The 15,020-nt window shown below is 39.1% G+C and carries 14 protein-coding genes; 6 read left to right on the top strand and 8 right to left on the bottom strand.

The genetic code is table 11. The annotated features are described in order from the left end of the window. The first annotated feature begins 149 nt into the window (after positions 1-149). From LACDD01_RS07610 to recO, 4 genes are all read left to right on the top strand, one after another. Positions 150-557 (top strand): hypothetical protein, encoded by a 408-nt coding sequence (locus tag LACDD01_RS07610; RefSeq protein WP_061414060.1) that lies wholly within the window; start codon positions 150-152, stop codon positions 555-557. 134 nt (positions 558-691) lie between these two features. Beyond that, positions 692-994: a hypothetical protein gene (locus LACDD01_RS07605; protein ID WP_061414058.1), complete on the top strand. Its 303-nt coding sequence runs from the start codon at positions 692-694 to the stop codon at positions 992-994. A 170-nt stretch (positions 995-1,164) separates the two neighbouring features. Beyond that, positions 1,165-1,413, top strand: coding sequence for a hypothetical protein (locus LACDD01_RS07600; protein WP_061414057.1), 249 nt, complete (start codon positions 1,165-1,167; stop codon positions 1,411-1,413). A gap of 183 nt (positions 1,414-1,596) precedes the next feature. Continuing rightward, the gene (recO, locus tag LACDD01_RS07595; protein WP_019336065.1) at positions 1,597-2,355 is read left to right on the top strand and encodes a DNA repair protein RecO; all 759 of its coding nucleotides are present in this window, start codon (positions 1,597-1,599) and stop codon (positions 2,353-2,355) included. Between the two features lie 32 nt (positions 2,356-2,387). Here the strand turns inward: recO and lpdA are convergent, their stop codons facing one another. From lpdA to trpS, 8 genes are all read right to left on the bottom strand, one after another. Further along, the gene (lpdA, locus tag LACDD01_RS07590; protein WP_061414055.1) at positions 2,388-3,809 is read right to left on the bottom strand and encodes a dihydrolipoyl dehydrogenase; all 1,422 of its coding nucleotides are present in this window, start codon (positions 3,807-3,809) and stop codon (positions 2,388-2,390) included. 23 nt (positions 3,810-3,832) lie between these two features. Beyond that, a complete protein-coding gene (locus tag LACDD01_RS07585; protein ID WP_061414052.1) occupies positions 3,833-5,419 on the bottom strand; it encodes a 2-oxo acid dehydrogenase subunit E2 in 1,587 nt (528 codons plus the stop codon). Next, on the bottom strand, positions 5,412-6,392 hold the full coding sequence (locus LACDD01_RS07580; protein WP_003133589.1) for an alpha-ketoacid dehydrogenase subunit beta: 981 nt from the start codon (positions 6,390-6,392) through the stop codon (positions 5,412-5,414). Before LACDD01_RS07580 ends, LACDD01_RS07585 begins: the two co-directional genes overlap by 8 nt. A gap of 2 nt (positions 6,393-6,394) precedes the next feature. Further along, entirely contained in the window at positions 6,395-7,519 is a 1,125-nt protein-coding gene (locus LACDD01_RS07575) for a thiamine pyrophosphate-dependent dehydrogenase E1 component subunit alpha (protein WP_003133590.1), read from the bottom strand. A gap of 31 nt (positions 7,520-7,550) precedes the next feature. Further along, on the bottom strand, positions 7,551-8,546 hold the full coding sequence (locus LACDD01_RS07570; RefSeq protein ID WP_019292151.1) for a lipoate--protein ligase: 996 nt from the start codon (positions 8,544-8,546) through the stop codon (positions 7,551-7,553). 205 nt (positions 8,547-8,751) lie between these two features. Continuing rightward, a complete protein-coding gene (locus LACDD01_RS07565) occupies positions 8,752-9,522 on the bottom strand; it encodes a glycerophosphodiester phosphodiesterase (RefSeq protein WP_061414050.1) in 771 nt (256 codons plus the stop codon). A gap of 11 nt (positions 9,523-9,533) precedes the next feature. Beyond that, positions 9,534-10,172 (bottom strand): HD domain-containing protein, encoded by a 639-nt coding sequence (locus LACDD01_RS07560; RefSeq protein WP_061414048.1) that lies wholly within the window; start codon positions 10,170-10,172, stop codon positions 9,534-9,536. Positions 10,173-10,189: 17 nt separating this feature from the next. Continuing rightward, positions 10,190-11,221, bottom strand: coding sequence for a tryptophan--tRNA ligase (gene trpS, locus LACDD01_RS07555; RefSeq protein ID WP_061414046.1), 1,032 nt, complete (start codon positions 11,219-11,221; stop codon positions 10,190-10,192). A 417-nt stretch (positions 11,222-11,638) separates the two neighbouring features. On the opposite strand from trpS, the gene LACDD01_RS07550 reads away from it, so the two are divergent. Next, the gene (locus tag LACDD01_RS07550) at positions 11,639-12,079 is read left to right on the top strand and encodes an OsmC family protein (protein ID WP_019292147.1); all 441 of its coding nucleotides are present in this window, start codon (positions 11,639-11,641) and stop codon (positions 12,077-12,079) included. A 358-nt stretch (positions 12,080-12,437) separates the two neighbouring features. Next, positions 12,438-15,020: magnesium-translocating P-type ATPase (gene mgtA / locus LACDD01_RS07545; protein ID WP_061414176.1), on the top strand; the 2,583-nt coding region annotated here is incomplete at its 3' end.

Genomic DNA, 15,020 nt, shown 5'->3' with positions numbered 1-15,020 from the left:
AAAACCAGGAGCAGGAGTTCCTTCTAAAGATGACCCTAAAGATCACTTTAATAACTTAGGGCAAGGCTGGGACGCAGCATTAGAGAAAGTGAATGAGAGTAAAAATAGTATTCCTTCATACTCTCCTTATGGTAGAGGAGGTACTCCGAATGAATGATAAGTATGATAAAAATAGTCTTGTTTTCCAATTAGCAAAGCGTAGCAGAACTATGGGAGTTTTAGGGAAATTTATTACTCATGAAGCTTCAATACAAAATTTAAAAATGTTGAATGAACTCTTTGATTTTGTTCAAAATTCTTTAAAATATTTTTTAGATACAGAACTTCTCTCTCCTACATTTCATCAAATTGCATCAAATGCTTTAACAAAATTGAACAATGAAATTATTGAAACTCAACCCGTTATGAAATATTTGAATGATTGGGTAGAAAAGGCTTCGGCATATACGGAATCTGAGGCTGATCAGTATTTCTGTAAAGTTTATAGTTATGATATTTACATTGGTGATTTAGATAGCAAAATTGTTTATCAAAAATTGAAAGAGTTAAAAAAGTAAGCACAAAAAAGAGTCGAGGTAAAAAACAATAAAAGTTAATCAATAGAAAGAGAGAAAACGTCAAGAAGAAGCTATAAAAGCTCAACAAAGAATTTCAGGAGGGGGCAACCCAGCAACTCTGGGATCATAAAATTATGGATAGTAAATCTGAATTTGAGAATAAAATTATAGATGAAATTAAGGAGTTGATTATTTCGGACAGCTCTTTGACGTATGGGGAACGCAATTCATTTGATAGGTTCATTTTAAGGATAAACCAAAATAAGACCTTTGAAGATGCAGTAGGTCAGTTGTTGAGGAATTTAGAAAGATTGGAAAGTAAAGAAATCCAACCTTTAGGCCTTACTGCGGGAGCTAAAAAAATATTTAATCAATTATATGGTAGATATGATATTGCTCAAAAAAAGAGGTATTTATTTTCTATGGGGGGGCTTTAATGAGGAGGAGAAGTACTGCCTCGTGGGCCTGGACAATGCTATTTTTAATTATTATTGTAATTTTGATGTTGACTGGAAAATTGAACTTTTTCTTTGAATTTACAGAAAAATATTTGAATTAATTTACATTGGAATAACGATAATACCCTAAAACCTTGAGGAGATATACTATGATAACTGATAGACAAAGAAAACACCTCTTAAAAATGTACACTCTTAGGAAAACGAGGCTCTATGAAACTGATGAGGAAATGAGAGCTATATACTTAGCCTGTTTGGATGTAAGCAATAAAAATTTCGGAGAGGTAATGCGGAACTTGATAAAGAAGCTGGAAGGATTAGAGAGAGAACAAAAGGACGGCCTATCTCCAAAAGTCAAAAAAATTTTACTTGATTTAAAAGAAGATTATGGTTTTTAAATAAAAAAAGCCATATATCTCAGATATACAGCTCCTTGCCTGACAAAAATTAGTTACGTTTTTAACTACGTTTTAGTTGAAACTCATTATATGTTATTTATACCTAATTTCATATTTTAATCAATATTTTACGTTCAGTGACACTCATTAGCCCTTATTTAAGTGGTGTGGTAAAATATAAGAATGAAGAGTGTTGAAACCCGTGGGCTCGTCCTGTATACTAAAAATTATCGTGAAAAGGATAAGTTGGTCAAGATTTTTACTGAGTCTTTTGGCAAGCGTATGTTTTTTGTTAAAAATTTTGCACGTTCTAAATATGCCAGCAGTTTACAAAACTTTACAGCTGCAAGTTTGATGGGAACAATCAATGATGAAGGTTTTTCCTTTCTTGATGATGTGAGTGAAGCTGTAACTTACAAGCATATCAGTGAGGATATCTTCCTTAATGCTCATGCTTCTTATATTATTAGTCTAGCCGATGCAGCAATTCCGGATAACCAATATGATTCTTCTCTTTATGCTTTCGTGATTAAGTGTATGGACTTGTTGGATCAAGGTTTTGATAAAGAAATCATTACCAATATTTTTGAAATCCAAGTTTTAAGTCGTTTTGGAGTTGCTCTAAATTGTACGGAATGTGCTTTTTGCCATAGTAAGCAAGGTCCTTTTGATTATTCCTATAAATTCAACGCTTGCCTTTGCAAAAATCATTTTGATGAGGATATGCGTCGCTTACATCTGGATCCTAACGTTCTTTATTTGGTCAATCTCTTTCAGGAAATATCTTTAGATCAACTCGAGAAAATATCTGTTAAAAGAGAGATGAAAGAAAAGATACGTTTATTTATTGATGGTATCTACGACGAGTATGTCGGTATTCATTTGAAATCTAAAAAGTTTTTAGATGGAATGAAAGATTGGGCCGACATAATGAAAGAATAAAAAAAGCATTCAGATGAATGCTTTTTATTCTTTTAAACGTGGATAGGTAATCCATCAGCAATTTCAGCTGTATCCATGATTGCTTCACCAAGTGTTGGGTGAGGCTGGATAGTCAAGGAAATATCTTTTGAAGTCAAACCGTTTTCAATCGCAAGAGCAAGACCTGAAATCAAGTCAGAAGCTCCAGGACCAACGATTTGAGCACCAATAACGGCTCCTTCTTTGTTCTCTGTAATTAAACGGATGAAACCTGTTGTATCGTCCATTGAGATAGCACGTCCGTTAGCTGCAAATGGGAATTTGCTGATTTTAACTTGATCTATGCGATCTTTTACAGATTCAGGTGTTTCACCTACAGTAGCCAACTCTGTTGTTGTATAAGCAACAGCAGGAAGAGCGATATGCAAGTCCACAGCGTCTTCTCCGCCCGCAATGGCAGCAGCAGCAATCTTCGCTTGGAATGATGCTTTGTGTGCGAGCATTGGTCCAGGAACAACGTCACCAATAGCATAGATGTGCGGTACAGAAGTTTGGAATGAGTCATCGACTTCGATGAGGCCACGATCTGTAAGCTTAACGTCAGTGTTGTTAAGACCTAGCATATCAGTATTTGGACGACGACCTACGGATACGAGCAAGTAGTCACCCGTAACTGTTTGTTCTTTACCATCTACTTCGAAAGTTAAAGTAACATCTGTATCTGTTTGAGTCGCAGATTTTGCCATAGCAGAAGTGAAGATTTCTGAACCAGCAGTTTTTACACGGTTAGCAATAATGTCTGACATTTCTTTGTCAAAACCATTTAAGATGTGATCTAATCCTTCAACAATAGTAATTTTAGAACCTAACATACGGTAGGCGCCACCAAGTTCAGAACCGATAACACCACCACCAACGATAATCAAATGTTTAGGGATTTCCTTCAGATTAAGCGCACCTGTTGAATCAATAATGCGTCCGCCGTAAGGGAAACTTGGGATTTCAATTGGACGTGAACCTGTAGCAATAATTGCATTTTGGAAGTTCAACAATTGGAAGCCGTCTTCTTGCTCCACGTTAATTGTTTCATTATCGATGAATTCAGCTGTTCCTTTAATCAACTCAATTTTATGCTTTTTCAGGAGCATTGCGATACCGCCAGTGAGTTGCTTCACAACTTTTTCATCTTTCCATGATTGAGCAGCTGCCCAATCAAGATTTACTTCACCGTTAGAAAGTCCAAAGGGACTTTTGCCTGCTTCTTGTTTAAGAGCGTCTTGATAGTGGTGTCCCACGTTAATCAAGGCTTTTGAAGGGATACAACCAATATTAAGGCATACCCCACCTACGTTATCTTTTTCGATAACAACAACTTTTTTACCAAGTTCAGCCGCGCGAATCGCCGCAACGTAACCGCCAGGGCCTGATCCGATGACAACTGTATCTACTTCAGTGGCTTGTGCACCAACAACCATAATTATTCTTTCCTCTTTTCTTCTTAAACTTCCATGAGCATGTAAGCTGGATCAGCTAAAAGACTCTTAAGATAGTTCAATGAACCTTGTCCGAGCATACCATCGATGAGACGGTGGTCGTAGCTTACAGAAAGCTTCATGTTTTGACCAACAGCTAATTCACCTTCAGCGTTAACGATTGGTTCTTTAACGATTGAACCAAGGCCAAGGATCATAACGTCAGAACCATTGATGATTGGTGTAAACCAAGTGCCGCGAGCAGAACCAATATTTGAAATTGTGATTGTTGAACCGCGCATTTGGTCTGGTTTGATAGAACCAGTACGTACAGCTTCAGCAAGTTCAGAAATTTCTTTAGCAATAGTAAAGATTGATTTCTTATCTGCATTTTTAATCACAGGTACATAAAGTCCGCTTGGCGCATTTACGGCGATACCAATGTTTACATCTTTATGGTAAACAATATCCGTACCGTCGATAGATGCGTTAATTTCTGGGAATTTCTTAGCTGTAGCAGCCAAGGCTTTAGTCACGTAAGCAAGGTAAGTAAGTTTAACATCTTGTTTAGCCGCAATTTCTTTGTATTCTTTACGGTGAGCAACAAGTTTAGAAACTTCCACTTGGTCAAAGTTAGTAACCGCTGGAATATTTGCATTTTGTGTGCTCATCGCGTTTGAGATGGCTTTACGTGTTGGCGTCATTGGCTCACGACGATCACCTTCAGCTGCTTGTACAGGAGCTGGAGCTGGTTTAGGAGCAGCAGGTTTAGCTGCATCAGCCTTAGGAGCTGGCTTAGCTTCCGCAGGAGCAGCGGCTTTAGGAGCAGCTGCGCCAGAAGCAAAGGCTTTGACATCTGCCAAGGTTGTGTGTCCATGACGACCTGTAGATTGAACTTGAGTCAAATCAATACCGTGTTCACGCGCATAGTGACGTACAGATGGCATCGCAAGAACGCGACCGTCTGCAGTAGTACGTGTTGTAGCACCACCTTCAGTTTTAGGAGCAGAAGGTGCTGTATCGGCAGCTGCTGTTGGAGCAGCTTTAGGAGCTGAGGTAGCGGCAGCTGTAGAACCATTACCATTATATTCGATAAGTGGAGCGCCGACTTCAACAGTTGTTCCAGCCTCAACAAAGAGTTTTGTAACTTTACCAGAGTAAGGAGACAAGATTTCTTGCATCAATTTGTCGTTTTGTACTTCAGCAACAGGATCATCTTCTTTGACGTCGTCTCCGACTTTTACAAGCCAGTTGGCGATATCGCCTTCGTGCATACCTTCACCGATATCAGGCATAGTGAAGATTTGAGCATCACCTGAAGGAGCTTCAGAAGCAGCAGCGGGAGATGCTTCAGTAGTACCAGCTTCACCTGAGCCATCTCCATCATATTCGATAAGTGGAGCGCCAACTTCAACAGTTGTTCCAGCTTCAACGAAAAGTTTTGTTACAGTACCAGAGTAAGGAGACAAAATTTCTTGCATCAATTTGTCGTTTTGTACTTCGGCTACTGGATCGTCTTCTTTAACGACATCTCCGACTTTTACAAGCCAGTTGGCGATATCGCCTTCGTGCATGCCTTCGCCGATATCAGGCATTTTAAAAATTTCAGTCATAATCTACTACCTCTTTCACTTTTTTCACAATATCGTCAGCTTTAATTGCCCAGTCATTTTCGGCTTGAGCAAATGGGAAGATAGAATCTGGCCCCGCTACACGGCCGATAGGTGCTTTAAGTGACAGAACGAAACGTTCTGAAATTTCCGCCATAACGTTAGCAGCAATACCAGCTGTACGTTGAGCTTCTTGAACGACAACAACACGTCCAGTTTTTTCAACTGTTTCACCGATTGATTTGATGTCAAGTGGTGAAACAGTACGCAAATCAAGAACTTCAGCGCTAACACCTTCTTTTTCGAGTTGTTCAGCAGCCTTGATAGCCAAAGGAACTGTACCACCATAAGCGATAATTGAAACGTCTGAACCTTCTTTAGCAACCACTGCTTGGTCCAAAGGTGTTGTGTAATAACCTTCTGGAACTTCACCCTTAACAGAACGATAAAGGTGTAAGTTTTCAAGGTACATTACAGGGTCATTATTTTCAATGGCTGCCAAAAGGAGACCTTTAGCATCAGCCGGATTTGAAGGCATAACAACACGGAGTCCAGGAATTTGAGCAAAGAGCCCTTCAATAGAATCGGCATGCATTTCAGGTGTTTTTGTACCGATACCATAAGGTGTACGGATAACAATTGGGTTATGACGTGTGTTGTTAAAACGGTAACGTGTACGAGACATTTGTCCAGCAATTGAGTCAAAAACTTCATACACAAATGTGCCAAATTGGATTTCCATAACAGGGCGGAAGCCTTGAGTTGAAAGACCAATTGCTAAACCACCAATACCAGATTCAGCTAAAGGTGTGTTGAAGACGCGGTCTTCTCCGTGTTTGGCTTGGAGTCCGTCGGTTGCACGGAATACCCCACCATTTTGTCCAACGTCTTCACCGAAGATCAATGTGTTTTCGTCACGTTCAAGCGCCAAGTCAAGCGCTTCTGTGATTGCTGCAATATAAGTTTTTACTGCCATGTTTACTTGCCCTCACTTTCAAATTTTGCAATTTGTTCTGCCATCACTTGGCTAGGTACTTCAAGTGTGTTTTTCAAGAAGCTTGAGATTTTTTGTTTTTCAACATTATTTGCTTTCTTGATGTCTGCATCGATACGAGCATCAAGTTCTGCGATATAAGCTTCTTCTTGAGCATCATCCCAGATACCTTTTTCAGTCAAGTAAGTACGCATACGGAGCAATGGCTCTTTTGCCCACCAAGCATCAAGTCCTTCTTGGCTACGGTAACGAAGTGGATCATCACCAGCTGTTGAATGTGGCTCCAAACGGTTAGTAAGAGCTTCAATAACTACCGGTCCATTACCAGCAACAGCCCAAGCACGAGCTTCTTTAGCTGCTAAATACATAGCGATTGCATCGTTACCGTCTACAACGATAGATGGCGCACCAGCTGCCCAACCTTTAGCAGCCAAGTGAGGTGCTGCTGTTTGGAGTTCACGTGGTGTTGAGATTGCATAACCATTATTTTGGATAAAAGCAACAAGAGGAGCTTTGTAAGCAGAAGCAAAGTTGATACCTTCATAAGTATCACCTTGAGATGAACCACCATCACCTGTGTAAACAAAGGCAACTGCATCTTTTTTACGTTTTTTAAGGCCCAAAGCAACACCAGCAGCTTCAACATATTGAGCACCAATGATGATTTGTGGGAACCAAGATTTTACTTCCGCACCTTCGTCTGTTGTATATTCGTTACCGAGTTGGTGACCACGAGACCAGAGGAGCCCCTTCCAAATTGGCCAACCTTTTGCGTAAATTTGTGGCAAGTCACGATAACCTGGGAAAAGCCAGTCTTCGTCAGTGAATGCAAAAGCAGAAGCCATTTGAGAAGCTTCTTGACCTGCAGTTGGTCCAAAGAATCCCATACGTCCTTGCTTAGCAAGCTTCATGCAACGGATGTCAATTTGACGACTAAGAAGCATGTTTTTAAAGAGTTCTACTAAATCTTGATCTGAAAGATCGGCACGTTTAAGGCCTTCTTCGTCAACGATTTTTCCATTTTCGTCTAAGATTTGAAGCGTTGGAAATGCGCTATCTTGTAATTCTAATTGTTCTTTGAAATCGAGGATTTTTGTGCTGTTTGACATAAATATCTCACTTTCTTCTTCATTCTTGTTTTTAAACTAATTCATCAGCTCTAAAAAGCTGTGAAAGTTCGTTGTTTTCAATTGTTCCAAAATACTGACCTGCTTTGTTTTTCTCTAAAACTTCATAGACAGCATCTGGATTAAACGGAAGACCGATAAAATCTTGTTTGATATCACGCCAGTCACGGACACCAAGGAAATCCCCCAAGAAATTAATATCAGTAATCAGACCATTATCAACGTCAACTTGGATATCAATTGATCCACCAGTAAATTTGGCATGGTTGTTGAAACTGAATTTAGGGCTTTCACCATAATTCCAATCCCAAGTTGAAAATTGTTCATCACGTGCAACCTTTATACCAGCCAGCTGTTCATCGCTCAGAATATATTCACCATCTTTACCTTGGTCCGTCAAATAGTATTTGAGGGCATCGATAAAAGTATCTAAGTTTAAGTCAGGGGCAAAGTCTTTAATGTTCCCCACACGTGCGCGGACAGATTTAGCAGCCTTAGAGACAAACTTTTCGTCAGAGACATTCAGTGAGCGGATCATCGCCTCCACATCAGTATCCCAAAGTAAAGTACCGTGGTGCATAAGGTAACCACCAGCGTAACGTTGAGCGTTCCCCGAAACTTTTTTCCCCGAAATTTCTAAATCATTTCTTCCAGTAATTTCGGCTTCAATACCAAGGGAGCGAAGTGCATCATACATGGGTTTCACGAATTGATGAAAGTTGACCTGGGCTGAACTGGCTACGGGAACAAAAAATGTAAAACAAATATTTCCCTCATCATGATAGACAGCACCACCACCAGATACGCGACGTACAACTTGTACATCATGTTGATCAATATAATCTTGGTTTATCTCAGCAAAAGTATTTTGGTTACGTCCAACGATAACAGCGCGCTTATTTTGCCAAAGGGAAAATACGGGTTCGTCTGCTTTCAGATTGTTTAATAACCAAGAATCCATCGCAATGTTAGTATAGGCATCCTGCCCGAGATAATTGATATATTGCATAGATTCTCCTTCCATTAAAAATATATGTCAAATGTCTTTGACATTGAACACATATAGTTTCATTATATCCCTTGTGAAATAGAATGTAAAGAAAAATGACTCCGCTATCATAATTGAATATTATGCTATTTCTTTGAAAAATTTGTGAAGTTATGAATGTAAAAAAAAACATGCATTGGCATGTTTTTTATGAGTTCAATAATTTTTATAAATCTTGCCTGATGTGTCGTGCTTTTTCAGGAAAATCTGTAAAAATTCCTGCTATATTATGCTGAAAGGCATAGCGCATGTCCGTTTTCGAATCAATCCCCCAGAGCCGGATTGGCCGATGATCAGAAGCTAGAAGTTCGGGGTACTTTAAAACATACTTTTTTTTCAAATGAAGACTGGACATAAAGTTCTCTACTTTATTTAGGCTTACCTTCTGTAATTTTTTACCTGCAAGGTAGGCTATTTCATCTTTTACACCGAGATTCTGAAGCCGCCGAAGTGTATTGACATTAAAAGAAGAATAGATGATTGTAAATGGAAGAGTTTGTTGAGCAACCAACCCCAATACTTTTTCTTCGATATCTGGGTAGTCAACAATGTCGGTCTTAAACTCAATGTTTAAGAAGCCTGTAAAGTTCTCTTTTGTCAGCAGATTTATAACTTCCTGTAATGTAGGAATACGTTCTCCCCTGAAACGGCTATCAAACCAAGAGCCAGCATCTAATTGTTTAAGTTCTGCCAGTCTTAAGTCACGGACACGCCCTTTTCCAGAGGTTGTCCGATTGACTTTTTCGTCATGAATGACGACCAATTGATTATCCTTAGACAGGTGGACATCGAGTTCAATACCGTCTGATTTGACACGAAGAGCTTCTTGGAAGGCGGCTAACGTATTCTCAGGTCGGTTACATTTTGAGCCACGGTGAGCAAAAATAAGACAAGTATTCTGATTTTTCATATAAGAATCATTTTTCTCTAAGTCCATATCTTTTCCTTCTAAATATTGTATTCATCTTCGATAGCCGTGACAAAATCATGCATAATTTTATCTCTTTTCTCAGCTAATTTTTTAGCATGTGCTGTGTTTAGTAAATTTTTGAGCAAAAAGAGCTTTTCGTAAAAATGATTGAGCGTTGTGCCTTGGTTTTGGTGGTAAGTATGCTTATTCTCAAACTTTTCGGGTAATATTTGTGGGTCGTAAAAGGTGCGACCTTTGGCCCAGCCATACTCTAAAGTCCGCACAATGCCCCAAGCGCCCATCGCATCAAGACGGTCGGCATCTTGGACGATTTGACCATTGATGTCAAGTTCTTTTTTCTCCAAAAGGTTAGTAGAGTAACTCATATTGTCAATGATGTAAAAGATTTTATCCTGATTCTCTTTGGAAAAATCTAAGGAAGTTAAGAAGGCTGCAAGGTCCTGTTTTTGTTTGGTAACATTGGCACAGAGCTTTTCATCATAGATATCGTGCAGGTAGGCCGTAGCAATAACTAAATCCGAATCTGCAAGGGGCTCAGTAGCAAGAATTTGCTTTGCGAGCTTGACAACGCGACTGACGTGATCAAAGCCATGTCCATCATTGTTATTCTCATGGGTTTTCTTGGCAAATGCGGCAATTTTTTCTTGAGTTGTCATAAGTTTTTGCCTTCTTTTTATTTAGCATCAAAGTAGTTAATACCCATCGCTGATTTTACTTCAGATAAGGTATTTGCAGCAATAGCGCGTGCTTTTTCAGAGCCCGCTTGAAGCATATCATAAACAGCGCCCATGTCTTTAGCGAATTCGATGCGGCGTTCACGAATAGGAGAGAGTTCACGGTCGAGAATGTCCAATAGATAGCGTTTAGTTTTTACATCTCCTAAGCCCCCAGCTTGATAATGCTCTTTCATCTCAGCAATAGTAGTAGCATCTTCCTCACGTCCAAAAACATCAAGATAATGGAAGACCATATTGCCCTCAATTTTACCTGGATCCTCAACCTTGATGTGGTCGGGATCTGTGTACATACTCATCACTTTCTTTTTGAGCGTATCCATATCATCAGCCAGATAGATGCCGTTACCAAGTGATTTAGACATTTTTGCATTCCCATCAAGGCCAGGAAGACGTCCTGCCGCTTCATTTTCTGGATAAAGTCCTTCAGGTTCAACTAAAACGTCACAGTCATATGCATTATTGAAAGAACGGGCGATTTCGCGACATTGTTCAATCATTGGTTTCTGGTCATTTCCTACAGGAACCAGATTGGCTTTAAAGGCTGTAATATCTGCGGCTTGAGCGATAGGATAAACTAAGAAGCCAGCAGGAATAGATTCACCAAAGGCTTTTTGAGCAATTTCTGTTTTAACTGTAGGATTACGTTCAAGTCGTGCTAGAGAGACTAAATTCATATAATACATTGAAAGTTCTGCCAATTCAGGAATTTGAGACTGGATAAAAATGGTTGATTTTTCTGGATCGAGGCCAGCAGCCAAATAATCTAAAGCCACGTCTCCAACAGATTGGATAATTTTTTCTGGTTCTTTAGCATGATCGGTGAGTGCTTGTTGGTCGGCAAGGAAAACAAACATGTTGTATTTTCCTGTATTTTGTAGAAGCACACGATTTTTAAGTGAGCCAACATAATGTCCGATATGGAGTTTGCCCGTAGGGCGATCGCCAGTTAAGATTGTAGGTTTATTCATGATAGTTCTCTCCTTCTTGATGTACAAATTTTTATAACAAAAAACCCGTAAAGCATTGTAAAAATACTTTACGGGCGTTAGCACGCGGTACCACCGTAATTCGAAATTCCTAAAGAATTTCCTCTAGCTCGTCCTAGGAACGAGTGCTTTGTTAACGGGAGCAGCCGTGATTTATATTGCTTAAAATCATTTTTGTTATTATCAGTCCATTCACTTTTCTGAAAACATTGACTTGCACAACCGTCAACTTCCTAAAGAATTCTTTGAAAAGCTACTCTTCTGATAGTACAAATTCTACATTTATTTTCAAATAATGTCAAATAAGTCTGAGCCCAATCTCTTGAAAAGGCTATAATAAAATCCTATACTGAGAATATAGGCAAACTAACTATTTATAATATAAAAAAGGAGAAAAATATGGCAAATGTATCCACAGCATCAGCACAATGGCAAGGAGATTTAGAAAATGGTTCAGGTACCATCAGTCTAGATTCTTCACAAGTATTTACTGATACACCTTATAATTTTGAAGCGCGCGCTGAGCATTCGGCATCAATAACAACCCCTGAGGAACTTTTGGGTGCAGCACATGCTGCTTGTTTCAGCATGGCATTCTCATTGCTTTTAAGCGAAAAAGGTTACAAGGTCAATAATATCTATACCCAAGCAGATGTTACTTTTGCGGTAACAGCCGATGGTCCTGCGATTACAAAAATCCATCTGAAAAACCAATCTAAAATTGCTGGAATTTCTGATGATGAATTCCAAAAGTTAGCAAAAGAAATCGAAGCAACATGTCCGGTTTCTAAAGCTTTAGCATCAGTTCCTATTGAACTTGATGCGGAATTAGTAATTTAAACTACAGTTATTAACATGTGGAAAGGTGCTTCCATATCTTTCCACATGTTTTTTTTTGTACAAAAATAAAGTTGTAAACATGTGTATAACCTTTCGAGCAAGACAAGAGGAGTTGTCAAGAATGTGTCAACTAAGTTTACATGTGGTTCATCTGGTTTTGGTTACAAATATAACACTAAGAAGTGAAGTGTGTTCATGTATGTATAATAAATTACTTTATAATTTCGATTAAGTAACTTCATAGGACTATCCTATAATTTGTAGTAGAATAAAGAGAGGAATTTCGCAAACCACACCATAATAAAAGAAAAGTAAACTTTTTAAAGGTTTACGCCCTAGAAACGAGGGAGGTGCAAGTATGCAAAAAATGAAAACAAACAAAAACGATGTGCTTAAAGAGTTGGCACAGTTGAATCGTGACGAGCTTTTTGAACGTTTAAACACGAGTTTTACGGGTTTGAACGCTGAACAGGCTGAGGAACGCTTAGACGAATACGGACCGAATGTGGTTGCAAGTCAGCAACCCGTTCCATGGTATATTATTCTGCTCCATGCTTTTAAAAATCCATTTGTTTTTGTTCTTGCTTTTTTGGCGGTTGTTTCCGCATTGACAGGAGATATGGAGGGCGCACTTTACATGTTGCTCATGGTTACCGTATCTGCTGGTGTTAGTTTTGTACAGGAATACAAGTCACAAAAAGCTTCAATCGCTTTACATGAGATGATTGAAAATACCACAAATGTTAAACGTGGAGCGGAAAATTTTGAAATCCCAATGGACGAAGTTGTTCCAGGAGATATTATTCAACTTCAAACGGGAGATATGATTCCAGCAGATGCTATTCTGCTCTCACACCGAGATCTCTTTATCAATCAAGCCTCTTTAACCGGTGAATCTTTCCCAGTCGAGAAGCGTTTGCCGGAGGATTTAGATGAAGATGAGCAAATTGATTGGGAAGTTACGTCAGCACTTGATGCTCCAAATGTTCTCTTTATGGGAACTGATGTCTTATCAGGAAATGGTGAGATTTTAATCGTTAAAACTGGTGCTTCTACCATGTTCGGTGATATTGCCAGTAAAGCTACAGCAACAAAGGTTGAATCCGCTTTTGATAAAGGATTGAGCCGTGTAAGTCGCCTTCTATTGACTTTAGTTGCGATTATGTTCCCAGTTGTTTTGGTTTTGAACTGGGTAACAAAAGGCGATTTCGAAACATCATTCTTCTTTGCCATCGCCGTAGCTGTCGGTCTTACACCTGAAATGCTGCCCATGATTGTCAATGCGAACTTGGCTAAAGGTGCAGTGGCTCTCAGTAAAGAAAAAGTCATTGTAAAAAATCTATCTGCTATCCAGAATCTAGGTTCGATGGATATACTTTGTACAGACAAGACAGGCACAATTACAGAAGACCGTGTCGTTATGGTTGAATATGTAAATTCTCGTGGCAATAAGGCAGATGAAGTATTAAATTCCGCTTTTATCAATTCTAACTTCCAAACCGGTTGGAAAAATCTGATGGACGTTGCTGTCATTGACTATTTCAAAAAATTGGGCCGTGAATTGCCTGATGAAAATATTACAAAAGTAGATGAGATTCCTTTTGATTTCTCACGTCGTCTTTTATCTGTCGTTGTAAAAACCGATAATAAAAATTTAATGGTCACAAAAGGTGCCGTTGAGGAGATGCAAGCCATCTGTACACATGTAATGGAAGACGGGAAACGTGTTGAAATTACGGAAGAACGTTTAGCGGAGATGAAAGAAGTCAACCGTGAAATGAATATGCAAGGCATGCGTGTCTTAACTATTGCTGAACGAATCATTTCAGATGATGAACTAGAAGACTTTGACTCTGATAGCGAGCGTGATATGACACTTGTCGGATTTATCGGTTTCCTAGATCCGGCTAAAGAATCTGCTGCTAAAGCAATCAATAGTTTACAAAATCACGGTGTAACTGTAAAAGTGTTGACAGGTGATAATGCCATTGTAGCGCAAAAAGTTTGTGAAGATGTTGGAATTCCGGTTGATCGTTATTGTATCGGAAGTGAAATTGATCTTATGGATGATGAAGAACTGTTCAATACAGCTATGGAAGTACACCTTTTTGCAAAATTAAATCCAATGCAAAAGGCACGAATTATTGAACTTATTCGTAAGGTTCACACGGTTGGTTTTATGGGAGACGGAATAAATGACGCCCCAAGTTTACGTGCGGCAGATATCGGGATTTCAGTTGACACTGCAGCTGATATTACTAAAGACGCCTCAAATATCATTCTGCTCGAGAAAAGTTTACAGGTTTTGGAAACTGGTGTCACTGAAGGACGTAAAGTATTTACAAACATGATGAAGTATATTCGTATCACTTTATCCTCAAACTTTGGGAATGTCTTTTCAGTCTTGGTGGCTAGCGCCTTTTTACCTTTCTTGCCAATGCTCAGTTTACAAATTTTAACTTTGAATCTGATTTATGACATGAGTCAACTTTCAATCCCTTGGGATAATGTTGACGAAGAAGACATTGCGCGTCCAGTGAAATGGCAAACTAAAGGTCTTGCCCGTTTTGCATTTATTGTTGGACCCGTGTCTTCTATCTTTGACATCATCACTTTCCTTGTATTGTGGTATGTCTTTGGCTTCAATACAGTTGCCCATGCTAACCTTTTCCAAGCAGGTTGGTTTGCAGTCAGCTTAGGTACACAAGCTTTGGCTTTCCATATCTTGCGTACCAAAAAAGTCCCCTTCTTGCAAAGTCGTCCTTCATTGCCAGTCATTCTTTCCACAATTGGCGCATTTGTCGTTGGCTTTACATTGATTTTAAGTTCATATGGATCAATTATTGACTTAGCACACTTGCCTGTTCAATTCTTCTTCTACTGGGGTCTAATTATCCTTGCTTATCTCTTATTGTTACAGTTTGTCAAAAAAGTGTACTAT

This window comes from Lactococcus sp. DD01, assembly GCF_001578715.1.
Lineage (GTDB): Bacteria > Bacillota > Bacilli > Lactobacillales > Streptococcaceae > Lactococcus > Lactococcus petauri.
The sequence above is the reverse complement of the archived record's forward strand: the minus strand, read 5'-3'. Positions and strand labels throughout refer to the sequence as shown.